10 protein-coding genes and 6 pseudogenes are annotated in these 16,427 nt (G+C 63.1%); 10 read left to right on the top strand and 6 right to left on the bottom strand.

Annotation, left to right across the window (positions count from 1 at the left end; translation table 11 throughout):
* Nucleotides 1-437: 437 nt before the first annotated feature.
* The 4 genes and pseudogenes from ACIHAX_RS37065 (at nucleotide 438) to ACIHAX_RS37050 (ending at nucleotide 4,843) form a co-directional block, all read left to right on the top strand.
* On the top strand, nucleotides 438-680 hold the full coding sequence (locus ACIHAX_RS37065) for a hypothetical protein (protein ID WP_364439867.1): 243 nt from the start codon (nucleotides 438-440) through the stop codon (nucleotides 678-680).
* A 182-nt stretch (nucleotides 681-862) separates the two neighbouring features.
* Nucleotides 863-1,293, top strand: a pseudogene (locus ACIHAX_RS37060) (IS5 family transposase); the annotation flags it as partial.
* 55 nt (nucleotides 1,294-1,348) lie between these two features.
* Nucleotides 1,349-2,625, top strand: a protein-coding gene (locus ACIHAX_RS37055) for an IS3 family transposase (protein WP_364439864.1) whose coding sequence is annotated in 2 segments (ribosomal slippage) — nucleotides 1,349-1,622 and nucleotides 1,622-2,625 — 1,278 coding nt in all. Because the reading frame shifts where the segments join, the coding sequence is not laid out codon by codon here.
* 834 nt (nucleotides 2,626-3,459) lie between these two features.
* Nucleotides 3,460-4,843 (top strand): annotated as a pseudogene (locus ACIHAX_RS37050) (IS1380 family transposase).
* A 230-nt stretch (nucleotides 4,844-5,073) separates the two neighbouring features.
* Here the strand turns inward: ACIHAX_RS37050 and ACIHAX_RS37045 are convergent.
* The 3 genes and pseudogenes from ACIHAX_RS37045 to ACIHAX_RS37035 form a co-directional block, all read right to left on the bottom strand.
* Nucleotides 5,074-5,829 (bottom strand): AMP-binding protein, encoded by a 756-nt coding sequence (locus tag ACIHAX_RS37045; RefSeq protein WP_397282328.1) that lies wholly within the window; start codon nucleotides 5,827-5,829, stop codon nucleotides 5,074-5,076.
* Nucleotides 5,830-6,315: 486 nt separating this feature from the next.
* Nucleotides 6,316-7,118 (bottom strand): annotated as a pseudogene (locus ACIHAX_RS37040) (IS5 family transposase).
* Nucleotides 7,119-7,387: 269 nt separating this feature from the next.
* A complete protein-coding gene (locus tag ACIHAX_RS37035) occupies nucleotides 7,388-7,693 on the bottom strand; it encodes a hypothetical protein (RefSeq protein ID WP_364439837.1) in 306 nt (101 codons plus the stop codon).
* A 242-nt stretch (nucleotides 7,694-7,935) separates the two neighbouring features.
* Here ACIHAX_RS37035 and ACIHAX_RS37030 point away from each other — a divergent pair, with 242 nt between their 5' ends.
* The 5 genes and pseudogenes from ACIHAX_RS37030 to ACIHAX_RS37010 all read left to right on the top strand — a co-directional run.
* A complete protein-coding gene (locus tag ACIHAX_RS37030) occupies nucleotides 7,936-8,235 on the top strand; it encodes a hypothetical protein (RefSeq protein ID WP_397282326.1) in 300 nt (99 codons plus the stop codon).
* Between the two features lie 444 nt (nucleotides 8,236-8,679).
* Nucleotides 8,680-8,835 (top strand): annotated as a pseudogene (locus tag ACIHAX_RS37025) (IS110 family transposase); the annotation flags it as partial.
* A 901-nt stretch (nucleotides 8,836-9,736) separates the two neighbouring features.
* Nucleotides 9,737-10,570: a hypothetical protein gene (locus ACIHAX_RS37020; protein ID WP_364439831.1), complete on the top strand. Its 834-nt coding sequence runs from the start codon at nucleotides 9,737-9,739 to the stop codon at nucleotides 10,568-10,570.
* The gene (locus tag ACIHAX_RS37015; protein ID WP_364439829.1) at nucleotides 10,567-10,827 is read left to right on the top strand and encodes a hypothetical protein; all 261 of its coding nucleotides are present in this window, start codon (nucleotides 10,567-10,569) and stop codon (nucleotides 10,825-10,827) included. Before ACIHAX_RS37020 ends, ACIHAX_RS37015 begins: the two co-directional genes overlap by 4 nt.
* Before the next feature lie 288 nt (nucleotides 10,828-11,115).
* A pseudogene (locus ACIHAX_RS37010) lies at nucleotides 11,116-11,709 on the top strand (transposase); the annotation flags it as partial.
* Nucleotides 11,710-12,777: 1,068 nt separating this feature from the next.
* Here ACIHAX_RS37010 and ACIHAX_RS37005 read toward each other — a convergent pair.
* Together ACIHAX_RS37005 and ACIHAX_RS37000 are read right to left on the bottom strand one after the other, a co-directional pair.
* The gene (locus tag ACIHAX_RS37005; RefSeq protein WP_364439826.1) at nucleotides 12,778-12,930 is read right to left on the bottom strand and encodes a hypothetical protein; all 153 of its coding nucleotides are present in this window, start codon (nucleotides 12,928-12,930) and stop codon (nucleotides 12,778-12,780) included.
* Nucleotides 12,931-12,937: 7 nt separating this feature from the next.
* Nucleotides 12,938-13,354 carry a hypothetical protein gene (locus tag ACIHAX_RS37000; protein WP_397282323.1) on the bottom strand — a complete coding sequence of 139 codons (417 nt, stop codon included), beginning with the start codon at nucleotides 13,352-13,354 and terminating at the stop codon, nucleotides 12,938-12,940.
* A gap of 404 nt (nucleotides 13,355-13,758) precedes the next feature.
* Here ACIHAX_RS37000 and ACIHAX_RS36995 point away from each other — a divergent pair, with 404 nt between their 5' ends.
* The gene (locus tag ACIHAX_RS36995) at nucleotides 13,759-14,967 is read left to right on the top strand and encodes a cytochrome P450 (protein WP_364439820.1); all 1,209 of its coding nucleotides are present in this window, start codon (nucleotides 13,759-13,761) and stop codon (nucleotides 14,965-14,967) included.
* A 278-nt stretch (nucleotides 14,968-15,245) separates the two neighbouring features.
* Here the strand turns inward: ACIHAX_RS36995 and ACIHAX_RS36990 are convergent.
* A pseudogene (locus tag ACIHAX_RS36990) lies at nucleotides 15,246-16,048 on the bottom strand (IS5 family transposase).
* Nucleotides 16,049-16,427 lie beyond the last annotated feature (379 nt).

Here is a 16,427-nt window from a genome sequence, read left to right as displayed (position 1 = left end):
AACAATAGAAGACTCCGCGGGCGCGGCCTGGGCCTGCACCGAGACCATTGCCGATGCGGCCGCAGCGCCGGCGACGACCGCCGACAGCAGCAACCCGCGGAGGTGGCTCCCTCTCATGACTCCCCTTATCCCGAATCCCGGAACGCCTCAGTTCGAACAGAGTTTCACCGATCGACGATTGACTGATTCAATTCGCGACCTACAAGTGTCATGCGTGATGCAACAGGCCGAAGACTCCGCGCAACCTCAGTACTCATACGGCACTCCCCAGTCTCCGCGACCCGTCCTTCTTTCGCTCCTGCGGTTCCAGATTGTGTGAGTCGCAGCAAGCAAGCGCATCGGTATATCCAGCGAAAGTACGTAAGTGATGCCCGAGAACTAAATCATCCCGGATTTTGGAATAGACGAAATGGTCAGATCTCCCTATGCTCTTTGCCATGCGAAATCGACAATCGTTGTATGGAACCCCGGCAATCCGGCGCGTGCTCGTGACACTTGCCGTTGGCGCCGCGATGGGCACACTGAGCTGTACCACCGCCACTGCTGCTGCGCAGCAGATTCCGCCGGAACCGGCCACCTTTGATCCCGCACCGATCGCGACCACCCCCAGCACCGGCAGTGCCAGCGGATCGGCGACCCTTGCCTGCAAGCTGTTGATGTGGGACAACCCGCATTGCTAGTGTTCTACGCGTCGCAGATTTAGTTCAGGAGAGCCGCTGGTTCGGACTCTTCATCCGGCAACTGCTACGCCGCAGCGTCCAAAAAACGCGTCGCGGCACTAAGACCGTGTCTCACGTCGTTGTGACTGGTTGTCGGTGGGTAGCGATGGACTGTGATCGGTTGTGGTGCATGATGTTCGGCCGTGTCGGACAAGTTGTCGAAACGTCTCGTTCCGGACGAGCTTTGGGCGATGGTGGAGCCGTTGCTGCCGAAGTTCGAGCCACGACCGCAGGGTGGGGGTACTGCTCCGGCCGACGAGCGGGCGGTGTTCACGGCAGTTGTATTCGTGCTGACCAGCGGGTGTGCGTGGCGGATGCTGCCGCCGTCGTTCGGGGTGACGGTACCGACGGCGCACCGCCGGTTCACGGTGTGGACCGAAGCCGGTCTCTGGCGGCGGCTACATCGCGCGATACTCGATGAGCTCGGCAGCGAGGGCTTGATCGACTGGTCGCGTGCGGTGATCGACGCAGCGAGCGTCCGCGCGAAAAGGGGGGATCTCTGACCGGCCCGAGCCCGGTTGACCGCGGCAAGTCCGGCTCGAAAATCCACGTACTGTCCGATCGCTTGGGAATGAACCGCCCCGGCTTTTCTGCCGCCCCGTTATGGGGTAGCAGGAAGGATATGGGCCATGCCCAAAAAGATCGACCCAGTGCTTCGGAGCCAGGCCGTCAGGCTTGTGCGGGAGCACCGCTCGGAGTACTCGACCGAGCGTGCCGTGCATGTCCAGGTCGCCGAGTCCCTCGGCGTGTCCCGGGAATCGGTGCGGCGCTGGGTGATGCAGGAAGAGATCGACGCGGGCCAGGTGCCGGGTGTGACCAGCGACGAACGCGACGAGTTGCGCCGGTTGCGGGCGGAGAACAAGCGGCTGCGTGAGGTCAACGACATCCTGAAATCGGCGACAATTTTCTTCGCGGGGGAACTCGACCCCCGAAACCGCTGATCGCGGCATTCACCGACCAGATGCGCGCTGCTGGTCACGCCGTCGAGTCGATCTTGATCGCCCTCAACACCGCTGGGCTCAAGATCGCGGCACGAACCTTGCGGGCCTGGTGTGCCCCGGCTGGACCCGGGAACAGGCCGGCGGCCAGGACCGTGACCGACGCCCTGATCCAGGACGCGATCCGGACCCTGGCGTTCACCACCAACGCCGCCGGGCAGCGTGTGCTGACCCCGGAAGGGCTCTATGGCCGGCGCAAGATGCTGGCTCTCATCCGCCGGACCCTGTTCCCCGACGCCGGGTTCGGGGCCGTCGACCGAGCCATACGCTCGCTCGGCTTGACCGGTGTCGTGCGTGGTAAACGAGCCAGGACCACGATCGCCAACCCGGCTGACACCAGAGCACCTGATCTACTTGACCGGGACTTCACCGCGGTCGCGCCGGACCGGAAGTGGGTGACAGATTTCACGTATGTGCGGACGTATCAGTCGTTTTCGTATGTCGCGTTCATTGTGGACTGCTTCTCCCAGAAGATCGTGGGCTGGCATGCCTCGATCAAACGGGACGTCGAACTGGTCGATGTGCCGTTACGGATGGCGCTGTGGCGCCGCGGCCATGAAGGTAATCCGGTCGAAAGAGGTCTGTTGACATGCCATTCCGATGCGGGGTCTCAATACACCAGTATCCGCTTCACCGAGCATCTGCGGATCGAGGGCATCAGCCCATCGATCGGCAGCGTCGGCGACGCCTACGATAACGCCCTGATGGAGACCATAAACGGCCTCTACAAGGCCGAATGCATCCGCACGGCGGTGTTCCACGACGGTCCGTGGAAGACGATCGCCGATGTCGAGTACGCGACCGCGGCATGGGTCGAGTGGTACAACAACCGGCGCTTGCATTCGAGTCTGGGCATGATCTCACCGACCGAGTACGAGGCAGCGCACTACGCTGACACAGACCGATGAGCCGAGTGACTACCGGCTCGTAAAACACCGGCAGGAAAGCCGGGGCGGTTCACGCCCCATGATGTTTGGTCGTGGTCGATGTGTTGTCGCACCGCAGCGCCTGTTGCCGGACGGGCGCTGGGCGAGCCGACTGCCCGGTGGACGACCGTCGTTAGGTGCCTTTGAACGGAGGTGCCTGCGTCCGGGCGCGGCGCGTGTTCCAGAGGGTGCTGGCCAATCGGATAGGAATGAGATGATGACGGATCAGCCCGACCGTCGGACGCGCTGGCTGGTCTTGACCGCGCCGGGTTGGGAACCCACTGAGGCGGCACAGCAACCACCGCCAGGAGCGATCATAGGCGGTTGACAGATCGACGATGACGGCCTTTCGAACCGAACCTCGCCTACTACCTGCCCGCTGACGAGTCGTTGCCCTCCGGTCCGCTCGATGCGATCCCGCACCCGGCGGCTGGCAACGCTTCGGTGTCCACCACGATCGGTGACCCGAGAGCTTTACCGGGCGCACTCAAGGATCATGTCATCCCAGGCGAGACCGGGATCGAAGTGCAATACGACGCCTGCCACCGGCACATCTCCCTTGCCGTGCTCGCCGCCACCGACCCAAAGCCCACTCGGACTGGGTTGAATCTCAGTCGTCGAAATCCGCCGTCTCCTGGCGACAGTGCTCCCCTCACACAGGCCGCCTCCCGCTGACGGCCGACACCGCGCTCCACTAACCTCGGCCAATCACGTCTGGTCAGCTGGTAGTGGCCGAGAAATGGCGAAGGGTGCTCTGAGCTGCGATAGTTCGATTTGCTGAAGATCGATATACGCAGTGTGAGGAGCACCCCTCTGGTGCGGGAGTCTACGTGGTGGTACCCGACGCTGAAAATTGACGGGGACGGGTCGGGAGTGGTGTCCCAAGCCGGTGCGGTCGCGCTGCTGCGCACCGCTTCGACGGTGGGGCTGGATCGGGCGTTGCCCCAGGCTCTGGCGCCGTGGCGGAAACCCCTCGCCGTGCACGATCCGGGGAAGATCCTGCTGGATCTGGCGGTGACGGCCGCGGTCGGCGGTGACTGTGCCGCCGATGTGGCGCTGCTGCGCGGTGAACCGGGCGTCTACGGGCCGGTGGCGTCGGATCCGACGGTGTCTCGGCTGCTTGCGGTCCTGGCGCAGGATGCACCGAAAGTGTTGTCCGCCACAGCGTCTGCCCGCGCTACCGCCCGTGCCAGGGCATGGCGGGAGGCCGGAGTCCGAGCACCGTTTCACATGATCACCGCGAAAGCGCCGCTGATCATCGATCTGGATGCCACGCTGGTCGAGGCGCATTCGGAGAAGGAACGCGCGGCACCGGCCTTCAAGAAGGGATACGGCTTCCACCCGCTGCTGGCCTTCGCCGACCACGGCGGCGACGGCACCGGTGAGCCCCTGGCCGAGCTGCTGCGGCCGGGCAACGCCGGCGCCAACACCGCCGCAGACCACAAACGGGTCCTCGCCGCCGCACTGGCGCAAGCTGCGGTGGCAGCCCGGCTACCGCGTGGGCTGGAAAGTGCTGGTGCGCACCGATTCCGGTGGCGGAACCCACGACTTCGTGGGCTACTGCACGGCCCGCCGGGTGCAGTACTCGCTGGGGTTCACGCTCACCGACACCATCGTCGAGGCGGTCGGCAACCTACCGAAACACGTGTGGACTCCCGCCTACGACGCCCACGGCGAGGTCCGTGAAGACGCTTGGGTCGCCGAGGTCACCGGCATGCTCGACCTGACCGGCTGGCCCGACGACATGCGGCTCATCGTGCGCAAAGAACGCCCGCATCCCGGCGCGCAACTGCGGTTCACCGACATCGACGGCCTGCGGCTGACCGCGTTCGTCACCAACACCCGCACCGGTCAGATCCCCGACCTGGAACTACGTCACCGCCGCCGCGCCCGCAGCGAAGACCGCATCCGCGCCGCGAAAGCAACCGGGCTACGGAACCTGCCGTTCAAGGCGTTCGACACCAATCAGATCTGGATCGCCATCGTCGCACTCGCCCTGGACCTCACCGCATGGCTGCAAACCCTCGCCCTGCACCACCACCCGGCCCGCCGATGGGAACCGAAAACACTACGCCTGCAGATATTCTCAATCCCCGCCCGGATCGCACGCCACGCCCGACAAGTCAACCTGCGCCTATCACGACATCACCGCGGCACCCCTCTGCTGCTCACCGCGCTGGCCCGCCTGCAACCGGGATGACCAGCACAAACCGCACCTTCAACCACTGAAAGGACTTCAATCCAGGCCCGTGGAACCTGGCCGCCAACCCGCTGACCGGGCTAGCTTGTGTTGCCCACCGGTCACTGATCAGTGACCGCAGACCAATCCGAACCCGATCACGCCATGCCGACCACCCGGCGAAAGATCGAGGCTAACCCGCCACCAACGAACCCGTCACCAAAATAACGAACTACGACTGTCGTAGTAGTTCACAAGTTCTCTTCGACTATCACGATAACCATGTTTTCGTCAGGGGGGTCGGTTGCTCCACTTGGTGCGATGAACCAGTGGGTGACTTGACCCATGACGAGGTCGGTGCCGAGCTTGCTGCTCGGCAGGACCGAGACGGCTCCGGCGGTGGTCGATGCAAGAAACTCGAACACAGCTGCGCGGCCCGAGGAGTAGGAAGTGTATGTGGTCGACTCGTGATCGACCGCATACTCTACGCGCAAGTACTCGGCCAAGGCCAATGCCTCGCGCTGAGAGAGAAAGGCGGTCCCACCCTTTGTGGGGATGACAAAAGCCGGGTGTTCTACCTTGAGCTTACGGACTCTGTCCGCATAGAACACAGGCCGCTCCGAAGCTGCCACGAGACTCCGCTCAATCTGAGCGTTGCCGAGTGCCAGCCAGCGGATCTGGCTGTCGGCCACCGGTTCGGAGGCGATTCCGAATGTGGCACCTGCGGCCGCCAGTGCATCATGGTTGAGGTCACCCGCGAACAGGCATGCCGCGCCAGCCTTTTGCACCGACCATGCCGCGACCACTTGATCCACTGAGCGTGGCAGCATCACCGCCACGATGTCGCCAGGTCCTACTCCGCGATCGATGAGCACCCTGGCCAGCTGGGACGACCTTCGATCCAGTACGCGGTAGGCGATCTCGTCGCCGTGAAGTAGCAGCGCGGGTGCCTCCGGGTCCCTATCGACGATTGCCGACAGTTTCTGACCTACCGTGTGCGCGTCCAATCGGCCAACATCTAACACTCTATTCACAACCTGTTCGCAATGGCTCACAGAAAATACACCAGACTCCGATAGGCTGCATTCGGTCAATCTGTCAGTATCGCGGGTGACCGTGACCTTCCTCGATCCACTCAGCTGCAGAAGATGCAGGCCTCATCCTGAAGCATCTTGCGGGATATCCACATTCTTCAGTTCTCCAGAAAATCTAAAGATGTTACAGAGAAACGGGCTCCCGAGAAGCCATTTCTGCATCAGTTGACGGTTACCCTTGAGCCCTGATCGAGCGGACAACCGCTCAGCAATCTCCCGCACTTCTTCGACCCATCTTCTTACCTGTCCATATTGTGCGAGAAAGCAACAAGTCCAGACATCCGTCACTGTGGTAAAGATACATACGTAAGCCACCCAGAGGGGCCCGGGCCGCGCGAGCAGGAGTCATGTTGGATGCATACGAACTGCTGGCGCGAGAAGCCGCGCTAAGAGCATGTCTCATGTGGCTGATTTGGCGAGTTTCTTGTAGCAGGTCAGTGCCGCAGCGAGGGTGAGGAAGGCGAGGAAGTGGGTGGCCTTGCGGTCGTAGCGGAGGTTGAGGCGGTGGTAGCCGGCCAGCTAGGAAATCGTGCGCTCGATCACCCACCGGTGACGGCCGAGGCGCTGGGAGGATTCGATGCCGTTGCGGGCGATGCGGACGCCGATTCCGCGGTTTCGCACCCATCGCCGCAGTTCGGCGGTGTCGTATGCCTTGTCGGCGTGCAGCTTGCCGGGTTTGCGTCGGCGCGGACCGCGCCGCGATCGGATGGCAGGAATTGCTTTGACCAGCGGACGCAGCGCTTCGGCGTCGTTGGTGTTGGCAGCCGAGATAGCCACCGACAGAACGATTCCCGCGCGGTCGGACAGCACGTGGATCTTCGAGCCGGGCTTGCCGCGATCGACCGGGCTGGGGCCGGTCAAGGATCCCCCCTTTTCGCCCGCATACTCGCCGCGTCGATCACCGCTCGCGACCAGTCGATCAAGCCCGCGCCGCCCAGCTCATCCAGGACAGCGTTGTGCAGACGCCGCCACAGCCCGGCTTCGGTCCACGCACTGAACCGGCGATGCGCGGTCGGCACGTGACCCCGAACGAGGGCGGCAGTCCGCCACGCGCAGCCGCTGGTCAGCACGAACACCACCGCGGTGAACACCGCACGCTCATCAACGGGGGCGGTGCCACCACCCTGCGGACGCGCAGTGAACCGCGGGAGCAACGGCTCGACCAATGCCCACAACTCGTCCGGGACGAGACGTTTCGACAACTCATCGACCACGAGTCGAACATCATGCAGCACAGTCGATTCCGGCACAACGTGAACGAATCACAACCACGTAAGACACGGTCTAAGCCGAGCGGGTTGGGTCGGACCGTGAACGGAAACCGCCTTACTCGCGGCTTTCTCTGAACGCTGGCGCTGTGCGGCGGACGCCGGCGCGGTCGGACCGGTGACACTCTCGCGCGATGACGTAGCCGGGCCCCCGCCTTCCACGACACATAGGGTCCAGCGGCCCCAGATCTATGGCGGTTCAGTCACCCGAGTTCCGCTGCCGATACCGCCCTGAAATGCGTGAACGAGGTCGTGAAACGGCTAGACTCCGGGACCATGCGCAGCAGCGTATCGCCTGCCTTGACCAGACCCCTGCCATCATCTCGTGGAGGATGACGAAGATGGACGCGCTGCCGATGTTTACGACTCGCCAGGTTGCTGTACCACATTTCGGGATGACCGGCCCAGATGTCGCGTCGGGCAAACTCGTCCAGCACCATGGCCTTCATCCGTTCGCTCGAGAGGCGCGCGGGAAACCACATCAACCGCTCTGCATCGAATTTGCCCATTCCGCACAGTCGTTTGCACTCGTATACGCCGACCCGCCCGAGATACGGCCGCATGGTGCGCTGCCGCGGATGCAGCGCTCCGTCCGCGGCGGCCTTGGCACCACATCCACGCCACCAACCCAGCCACCGGCATCCGCATCTACTCCAACGGCGGCCTGCGTACCCCTACCTGGTAGGCACGGCTGGCCGAAATCCCGTGCATCATAACGATCTTCGCCATCGACGGCCTGGCCACCAACGGCGTGTACCGGCGCAAGGTCGACATCGACAAAGATCTGGCCAACGCCGCCGCGTTCATCGACGCCAGCGGCCACGCCCAGCGCGACTACATCGCCCTTCGCCCACAACGACCACGAGATCGACACCGCCACCGCACCCGTGCCAGAAGACCGCCCGCTTCGCGGCCGCTGTATGAACCTGCACCCGCACTACGCCCCGGTGACGGCATCGACGCCGCGCCGATCTACGACCGCACCGGCGCGGTCGTGGAGGAAGTGCGGCCACCGGCCGATGAACGGCTCGTCAACGAGGTCGTGCTTTGAGCGCGCAGCATCGAAGCCCGCGCCGAATAATTCGAGCGATTCTTCGACACCCGCACCATCCATTGCCCGGCCCTGGACTCCCACGCAATCTTCGTCTCCGCGACCGGACACATGTACCCATGCTGCTGGCTCTACGTCCAAGCGACCCTGCCCGAGCTGTATCGCGGTCAAGCCCCCACCAACGCTCGGGTCCAAGACCTGCTCACCGCCTCCGGCAGAGCCACCACCCTCGACGCCGCCAAGCACCCGCTCGATGAAATCCGCACCAGACGAATTCTTCACGGCCGTGGAACGCAGCTGCAGCACCGATGCCATTGCTGGCGGGAAAACTCAAGGTGTGCTCCCGGGTCTAAGGCCCGGAAGTTGCCGGGCGGCGGATGCGGTTGTTCTGCGCGTGGCTGGCGTGGTCGTGGTTCCGGGTGGTGATCCCTTCGTGGGGTCGAACCTGCATCGTCGCAAAACACCCTGCGCCACAGGCTCAATCGCGGTGGTGACCGCCAACTCAACCGCGCATTCGAGACCATCGTGCGCGTTCGCCTCAACTTGGCATCACGATTGCGAGCCACCCGGACGACATGGTCACGGAACTCGCGGGAGTAGGGCTTGGCCACAGCGGCATCCATTCTGCTCGCCTGGAAGCAAGCCGAATCAGTTGTCACCTATCCGTGCAGCAGTCCCATCGATATCTGACCTCCCCGCTGAATCACTCACCGTCCGGTTGGGCTCCTAGCCTGCGTACGTCGTCGTCGTGTTGCTGCCGATGCGGCACCTGCCCTGCCGAACGTAGAATGTTGCTTGCCTACGGGTTCCGGATGGCGACCAGGCTCGGGAGATCCCGCTTTCCGGCAACAACGTCGGCCGGTGGACAAGGACGCCAACCACCGTAGGTGAGTGCAAATTAGTACCTGACAATTAACTCAGCTTTACAATGAAGATATTTCGTCGGCCGGATGCAAATACGCCCGCGAAAGCGATGTCAAAGCTGACCCTACCCGCCAACAGATTACACGCCCGCCGATTGCTAGGTTTGTCGTGCAGCACTAAGGTCTCGGCTTTATGTTCCAGCGAGTATCAAGTCGCACACCCGATACGCCTGACGCTTGCAAAGTCGTTGCCGAGTAAAAGGCGTCGAAGCAAATGCAAGGACTACCCATGACTGCCATCGATGAGGATCTATTCAAGGCAGGTATGCGCGGGCCAACTGCAGGCGTGAGAATTATCTCCGCTCGCAGCTATCCAAGGGGCGTCGCAATCCAACGCGACCCACCACGGCCCGGCCGCCGTAGCCGCCGACAGCTGCCCCGACGCCGCGGGATATTCTCACGCCCGAGGCGCTTCGGTGTCTCCGGTCAGGGCCCCTTCACATTTCGGGGGGTCGACAGAACAACCGCACTCGCGCAGATGCGATTCGCTCGAATTCGATAGAGGGAAGTTTGTTATGCGTTCAGGCCGAGGCATGAACTGACCGAGTTGCACGATGGACGCAAAGTGGGGGGAGGCTATGGGGAAGCTTCTCGGCGGAATGGTTCGCGTCTTCAGGAAGTATGCGGAAGCGCAGTCAGCTCCGCTGAACGATGCCGCCGACGGGTTGCGAGCTTACTTGTCACGGTTAGGTGTCTCCGACGAGGCGGGCGCCCGCGCCCTCAGCGCCTTAGCCGAGCCTTTCTCTGAACGAGGGCCGGAAGCTCATCTGACGTGGGATTCGCCAGACACATTCTTGAGAAATATTTACGGGGATCTTTACCACACCGATCGCTCCGACTCGGCCCGCACCCACGCCCGTTTGCTGGCTGGTGTGCCAGAGGGATGGCACCAAATTGTAGCAGCTCATATGAGAGAAGGTGAGACGCCCCATGCCGGGATCTGGCTCGGACATGGCAGTGTGCTGGAACTCGGTCATCCATTCTTTTCACCTGAAAAAGGGTTCGCCGGAGAGAGCAAGCCGGGGGACGACGCTTTAGGCGCGTATAATACGCAGTTTAAATCCATGCTTGTCGGTGGTAGTCCAGGCATGTACTCCACGATATCGCGGCACGAATTAGGCCACGCTCTGGATCACGCTCTCGGCTGGCCGAGCCTTTCACCGGCATTCACCGAAGTCCACCGCGAGGTTCTCCGTCTCATAAAAAAGAGGGATCCCGAAATTGCCGCGCATTTCGCTGCGGAGGGCCGTGGGCAGGAAGAACTGTTTGCCGAAGGCTTCCCCTGGTTCCACCACATCCAATCACCAGGGTTTGGCAGCACCGCGAAACCGGCTTTCATGTCTTCTGTTGACGCCGCCCGCCATATGGCCGGCTATTATGACGCTTTGGGATCGACGTTGGGCATCGCATGAGTGAGGAACATCCCCTGGCCCGGCGGCTGCACGACGGGCGGATACTTTTGCGCTACTTCACACGAGAACCCGACGGAAGTATGATCGACGGCGTGGTCGCCATCGATCCCGACGACCCGGCATACGGGAGCTGGGACGCCGAGATAACGCGCTGGGAGCACGGCCCGAAGCCCCTCGACTACTCCCTCGACTACGAACCCATCGACTACGAGAAATTCCCACTGCTTCCGGATACACAATTCCGCGACGGCGACTGACCGCTGGCCGACTGCACGCGTGTGTCGAGTGAGCAGCCTATCGGAGCAGTTGCTGTAGCGACTGATAGCGTCAGTGACAGGCCCACTGCGACCGGCGCCCGGAAGCAATCGGCGACGAAAACGACGGGTGTGGTGACCGCAGCCAGCGGACCGTTGCCAATGTCGCCACCGTTGCCGTCGGGCTATTCACCGCCCGGCCCGGAAGTCCGACTTTTCGAGGACCTCTTACGTGGGTGTGATCCGTTGTCTGACATAATGTAGCCCGCGGTGGACGGGACTACTCAACGGCTGGTTCCGGATGCGTTGTGGTACATAGCTAACCACTGCTCCCCGAGTTCACGTCCAGGCCGCAGGGCGGCGGAACCGCTCCGGTGGATGAGCGTGCGGCGTTCACTGCTGTGGTGTTCGTGTTGACCAGCGGTTGCGCATGGTGGCATCTGCCGCCATCGTTCGGGGTCAGCGTTCCCACCGCCATCGCCGGTTCATGGTCTGGGCTGATGCCGAGGTCGACGCGCTGCGTCCACAGATCCTCGGCCGGCTCGGCACCACCTGTGACACCGACTGGAGCGCGGCGGCGATCCTGGACGCGGCGAGCGTGCGGGCGAAGAAAGGGGATCGCTGCCCGGTCGATCGCGGAAAGATGGCTCCAATCTCCACATCGTATCGGATGCGAACGGGATACCGCTCATCAGCGGTGTTACTGCCGCGATCACTCATGATTCGGTGATGCTGCATCCGATGGTCGAGTCGATCCCGGGAGTCCGGTCGGCCCGCGGCCCGCGTCGCGAGAAACCCGCCAAACTACGGGCGGACAAAGGCTGCCACTTCGGCATCCACCGTCGCTGGCTCCGCGCCCGTGGCATCGCGGCGCAGTATCTGCGACCCCGCCCAGATCGCCCTAATGGCCGATCACCGGTTGGGTCACTCCGAATCGTCGGTACGGGCGCCAGCGGCGTGCTGATGCGCTCCCGCGATCGTCGAGTCTAACCCTCGAATGGAGCAGCGGTGCTGTCGAGAGTGCCGTCTACCGCCTGAAGGCGATTGCTTATTTTCGTCATGGTGCCTTCGACCGCGCTTGAGCTCTGCGGCAGGGGCCGACTGTTGCGGACGGCGTCGTAGTTCGTGACCTGACCGTCGGCGAAGCTCCGGAGTTGCGGGATACTATTGGCTCTGGCCTGACTCATTCATGTGTCGAGTTAGCGGATACACTGCTGCGCCCCCGGCGACATCATCACCATGGAAGTTCCCGGCTCTGAGCGCGCGGCAGGCGCATTCCTCACCGCTGGTGTCTGGGTGGTCCCGGTGCCGAGCGATGCCGACGGTCTGCGTGTAGACCGCCTGCCGGACAGTATCAAGGCCGTGCCTTATACCCCAGCACGACAACTTCCAATCGGTGCCCGCCTGCAGGCGTCACGTCGCGTACAACTCGTTTCGCCAGGCGTGCGGGTGTACTCATCATCCAAGACGACTACGACGGCGAATTGCACTACGACACCGCCTCTGCCGCTGTTGGCCGCAGTGTCCCGGACGTCGCCGTCCATCTCGGCATCACGAGCAAGATCCTCTCGCCGAGCTTAGGGATCGACTGGCTCGTCGCCGCGTCAGATATCACCGAAAGGCGTTGTCACGCAACGCTAACAAACCGGCTCATGCCCAAGCACCACCGGCCAACGAGTACTCACCGAATTTGCCCGCCACGGTGATCTCGCGCAACAGCTGCGCTGACTGCGCCAGTGGATCCAGCTCAACCGAACAGCGTGCCGTGGCCGCGGGTCGAGCGCGCGGTGTGGCGCTCGACGGACTGTCGCGCCACCACCTTGCGGCACAACAAACATCCACTGGCCACGGCAGCTGGTCCGCATATCTTCGCAGTCGCCCTCGGCTACACCGCACTGAGCTGGAGATGTCCACCGCCATTTCGATTGCTGGAGAATGCCTGCAGGCTCAGGTTCAGCTGAACAGTCGGGCGACGAACGGCACGCTGTCCGGTAGCGAACCCGCGACGGTCGCGTTGTGATCCAGGCCGGGATAGATGTGGAACTCGGGCCGGACGCCGTTGGCCTGCGGGTCGGCGACCAGCTTCGCGGTCAACGGCGCGGGCACATCGGTGTCATTGGTGCCTCTGGCCCATGAACAGCGGGCGGTCGTATCCGGTCATCGGCACATCCATGATCGGACGTGCGGTCGCGGCGAAGTCGCCATCCAAAAGTGGGCGGGAGAATAGCTGACTCAGGGTGATGCCCTCGGCGCGCTGGGCTAGGGGTGTGAAGCACAGCGTCTGGGCCGCGTCGACCAATTTCTTGCCGACGGAGGTGAGGTAGCTGTCCAGGTCGAAGTCCGGGCGTGCCGCCTTCAACCCGTTCATCACGTACGTCGCGGTGGCGGTCAGGCGCGACGACTGGATCGTAGGTGTCGACGGGCCGACCAACGTGGACGCGTCGACGATATTCGAAGCGGGTGCGGTGGCGACCGCACCGCGATAGTCGAGTTCCGAACCATATTTCGTGGCCAGCGACGCGGTGAACACCAAATATCCCTGCAGCCGAGGCGATCTCGCATGCCGCCCGCCGCGCCCGCAGCGCACGAGCTCGGCTCCGCGGCGTTCCTGTCGCGTCGTGGCCGCGTTCGCCCGATGAGGTCCGTTCCTTCCGGGGACTGTCGTCAACGGACCATGCGGCCGACCTCTCGGATTCACAAAACACCCTCCCAGTAAAGAGTGTGAATCGCAATCTTGCCCGCTATCACGAAGCATGCAAGGAAAGCAGAAAACTATAACTTAATACGTGTCGGCTACGTATTAGTCGCCATATGATGCATACGTATATTCACACGATCGGAAATGGGGTATGCACTATTCGCTCGATACCATGCTACACTCGCGCGGCGCCCAGCTTGGGGCCGCCAAGTAGTGTGTGATCATAGGGGTTTGTTATGCCCGAAGCCAGCGCGATAGAAGACCTCCCGTTCTTGGACGTGATGAGTCCGGAATTCCTCAGCGACCCGGAACGAGGTACCCGCGAGCTGCGGCGGAAGTACCGGGCGGTGAGGACTCCTTTCGGAGTCGAGATCCTGGGATTCCCGGAGAGCGTCGAGATGTTCCGCGACGAGCGCGTTACGCAGAACTTTGAGAAGCAGATGGCGATGCTCGGGCTGCCTTCGGGCTTGGCGTACGACCATATGACCCACCAACTGGGCAACCAGGAGGGTGCGAATCACCATCGGCTGCGCAAGCTGATAATGCCGGCGTTCAGCACCACAGCGATGGAGCGGCTGCGTGACGCCGCCCGCTCCGTCTTCATCAACATGGTGGACGCGTCGGTCGTCGACGGCGAGGTGGAGTTCGCGTCCGAGGTCAGCGCGCATTACCCGAGCGTGGTGTTCTGCCGCTTCCTGAACGTCCCCGACGAAGAGGCGGCGACGCTCGCGCGCATCAACCGATCGATCTTCAAGATGTTCTGGCGCGACCCGGCGAACCGGGACGAGATCGAAACTGCTTTTCAGGAGTTGACGGAGTTCGTCTTCCCACTGATTGAGCAGCGGCGGAAAGCACCAGGCGAAGACTTCATCTCTCGGCTGATCCAAGCGGAGGAGGAAGGCAGCCGGCTCACGACCGACGAGATGGTCGACATGGTGAAGGTGTCGCTGTGGGCGGCGGTGGACAATATTGCGCACACCATGAACAGCATGGTGTCGCTGTTCGCGGAGCACCCCGATCAGTGGGAGATCCTGCGCACCCGTCCTGAGCTGATCCCCGGCGCGGTGGAAGAGTGCATGCGCCTGCGGCCTCGCTTCACCCGCATCCCGTGCTATGTCTCTCAGAATCTCGAGCTCGCCGGAGTTCACCTCCCCGCCGGCAGCTGGGTGAGCGCGATGGTAGTCGCCGCTAACCGCGACGAGCGAGTCTTCCCGCAACCCGACCGGTTCGACATAACCCGGACACCGGTGTCACCGAACATGAACTTCGGAGCCGGGCGCCATACCTGCTCTGGCATCCACCTCGCGCGCGTGCAGCTCCAGGAGACCCTCGGCGTCCTCGTGAGGCGCTACCTCCGGATCGAGATCACCAGAGAGGTGGTCTACCACCGATCGCTTCAGACATACGGCATCGATCGGCTGCCGGTGCGTTTCACCGCGGTCTGAGCCGGCCTCCTCGAACCGGCCAGACACGAGGTGGGCATACCAGTGGGCGACGGTATGTGAGCAGCGGTTTGGCACACATACGGTTCAGGTGTTCCACGAATGGAACACCGCCGAGCGCATCGACAAAGCCGAATCCGATTCTGGCAAGCGGACTTTCACCCTAAAGAGCTTGTCGCGCTGCTCGGCTACGCCGACGAACAGGTAGTGCGCATCCGGAAGCCGGGCGCAAGGGCTGGCTGTCGGCGCGTTCCGCGACGCCGCGCTACTAAGAGCATGTCTCATGTGGCTGATTTGGCGAGTTTCTTGTAGCAGGTCAGTGCCGCAGCGAGGGTGAGGAAGGCGAGGAAGTGGGTGGCCTTGCGGTCGTAGCGGAGGTTGAGGCGGTGGTAGCCGGCCAGCTAGGAAATCGTGCGCTCGATCACCCACCGGTGACGGCCGAGGCGCTGGGAGGATTCGATGCCGTTGCGGGCGATGCGGACGCCGATTCCGCGGTTTCGCACCCATCGCCGCAGTTCGGCGGTGTCGTATGCCTTGTCGGCGTGCAGCTTGCCGGGTTTGCGTCGGCGCGGACCGCGCCGCGATCGGATGGCAGGAATTGCTTTGACCAGCGGACGCAGCGCTTCGGCGTCGTTGGTGTTGGCAGCCGAGATAGCCACCGACAGAACGATTCCCGCGCGGTCGGACAGCACGTGGATCTTCGAGCCGGGCTTGCCGCGATCGACCGGGCTGGGGCCGGTCAAGGATCCCCCCTTTTCGCCCGCATACTCGCCGCGTCGATCACCGCTCGCGACCAGTCGATCAAGCCCGCGCCGCCCAGCTCATCCAGGACAGCGTTGTGCAGACGCCGCCACAGCCCGGCTTCGGTCCACGCACTGAACCGGCGATGCGCGGTCGGCACGTGACCCCGAACGAGGGCGGCAGTCCGCCACGCGCAGCCGCTGGTCAGCACGAACACCACCGCGGTGAACACCGCACGCTCATCAACGGGGGCGGTGCCACCACCCTGCGGACGCGCAGTGAACCGCGGGAGCAACGGCTCGACCAATGCCCACAACTCGTCCGGGACGAGACGTTTCGACAACTCATCGACCACGAGTCGAACATCATGCAGCACAGTCGATTCCGGCACAACGTGAACGAATCACAACCACGTAAGACACGGTCTAAGACCGTTCTCGAAACGGCGTTGAACGAGGGACGCCGGTGTGCCCGAGAACCGCCGAGCCCGAGCAGTTTGACCAAGCCACGGTTGGCCGAGGTGATGATCGGTCGGGCACCGGCCGCGGGTGTGATCGCCGGATGGATGACCGCCGATTCCGCCTACGGGCGTGACGACCATGGGTACTGATGTTCTCCTGGAAGCACCTAGTGCCTCGTCAAGCAACCTTCGGTAGGTAATCAGGTTGCCGGATCTTGGAGTTGACGGCGAAGTCGCGTTTGGGTCGGGCGTGCTGGTTGTA

It is taken from the genome of Nocardia sp. NPDC051929 (genome assembly GCF_044548645.1).
Classification (GTDB): domain Bacteria; phylum Actinomycetota; class Actinomycetes; order Mycobacteriales; family Mycobacteriaceae; genus Nocardia; species Nocardia sichangensis.
Note: the sequence above shows the minus strand (reverse complement) of the source record. Positions and strands in the feature narration are given on the sequence as shown.

Excerpts from the sequence above, each read along its gene's own strand:
- ACIHAX_RS37035 (WP_364439837.1), bottom strand. The coding sequence starts at position 7,693 with ATGGGCAAATTCGATGCAGAGCGGTTGATGTGGTTTCCCGCGCGCCTC.
- ACIHAX_RS37015 (WP_364439829.1), top strand. The coding sequence starts at position 10,567 with ATGAGTGAGGAACATCCCCTGGCCCGGCGGCTGCACGACGGGCGGATA.
- ACIHAX_RS36995 (WP_364439820.1), top strand. The coding sequence starts at position 13,759 with ATGCCCGAAGCCAGCGCGATAGAAGACCTCCCGTTCTTGGACGTGATG.
- ACIHAX_RS37065 (WP_364439867.1), top strand. The coding sequence starts at position 438 with ATGCGAAATCGACAATCGTTGTATGGAACCCCGGCAATCCGGCGCGTG.
- ACIHAX_RS37020 (WP_364439831.1), top strand. The coding sequence starts at position 9,737 with ATGGGGAAGCTTCTCGGCGGAATGGTTCGCGTCTTCAGGAAGTATGCG.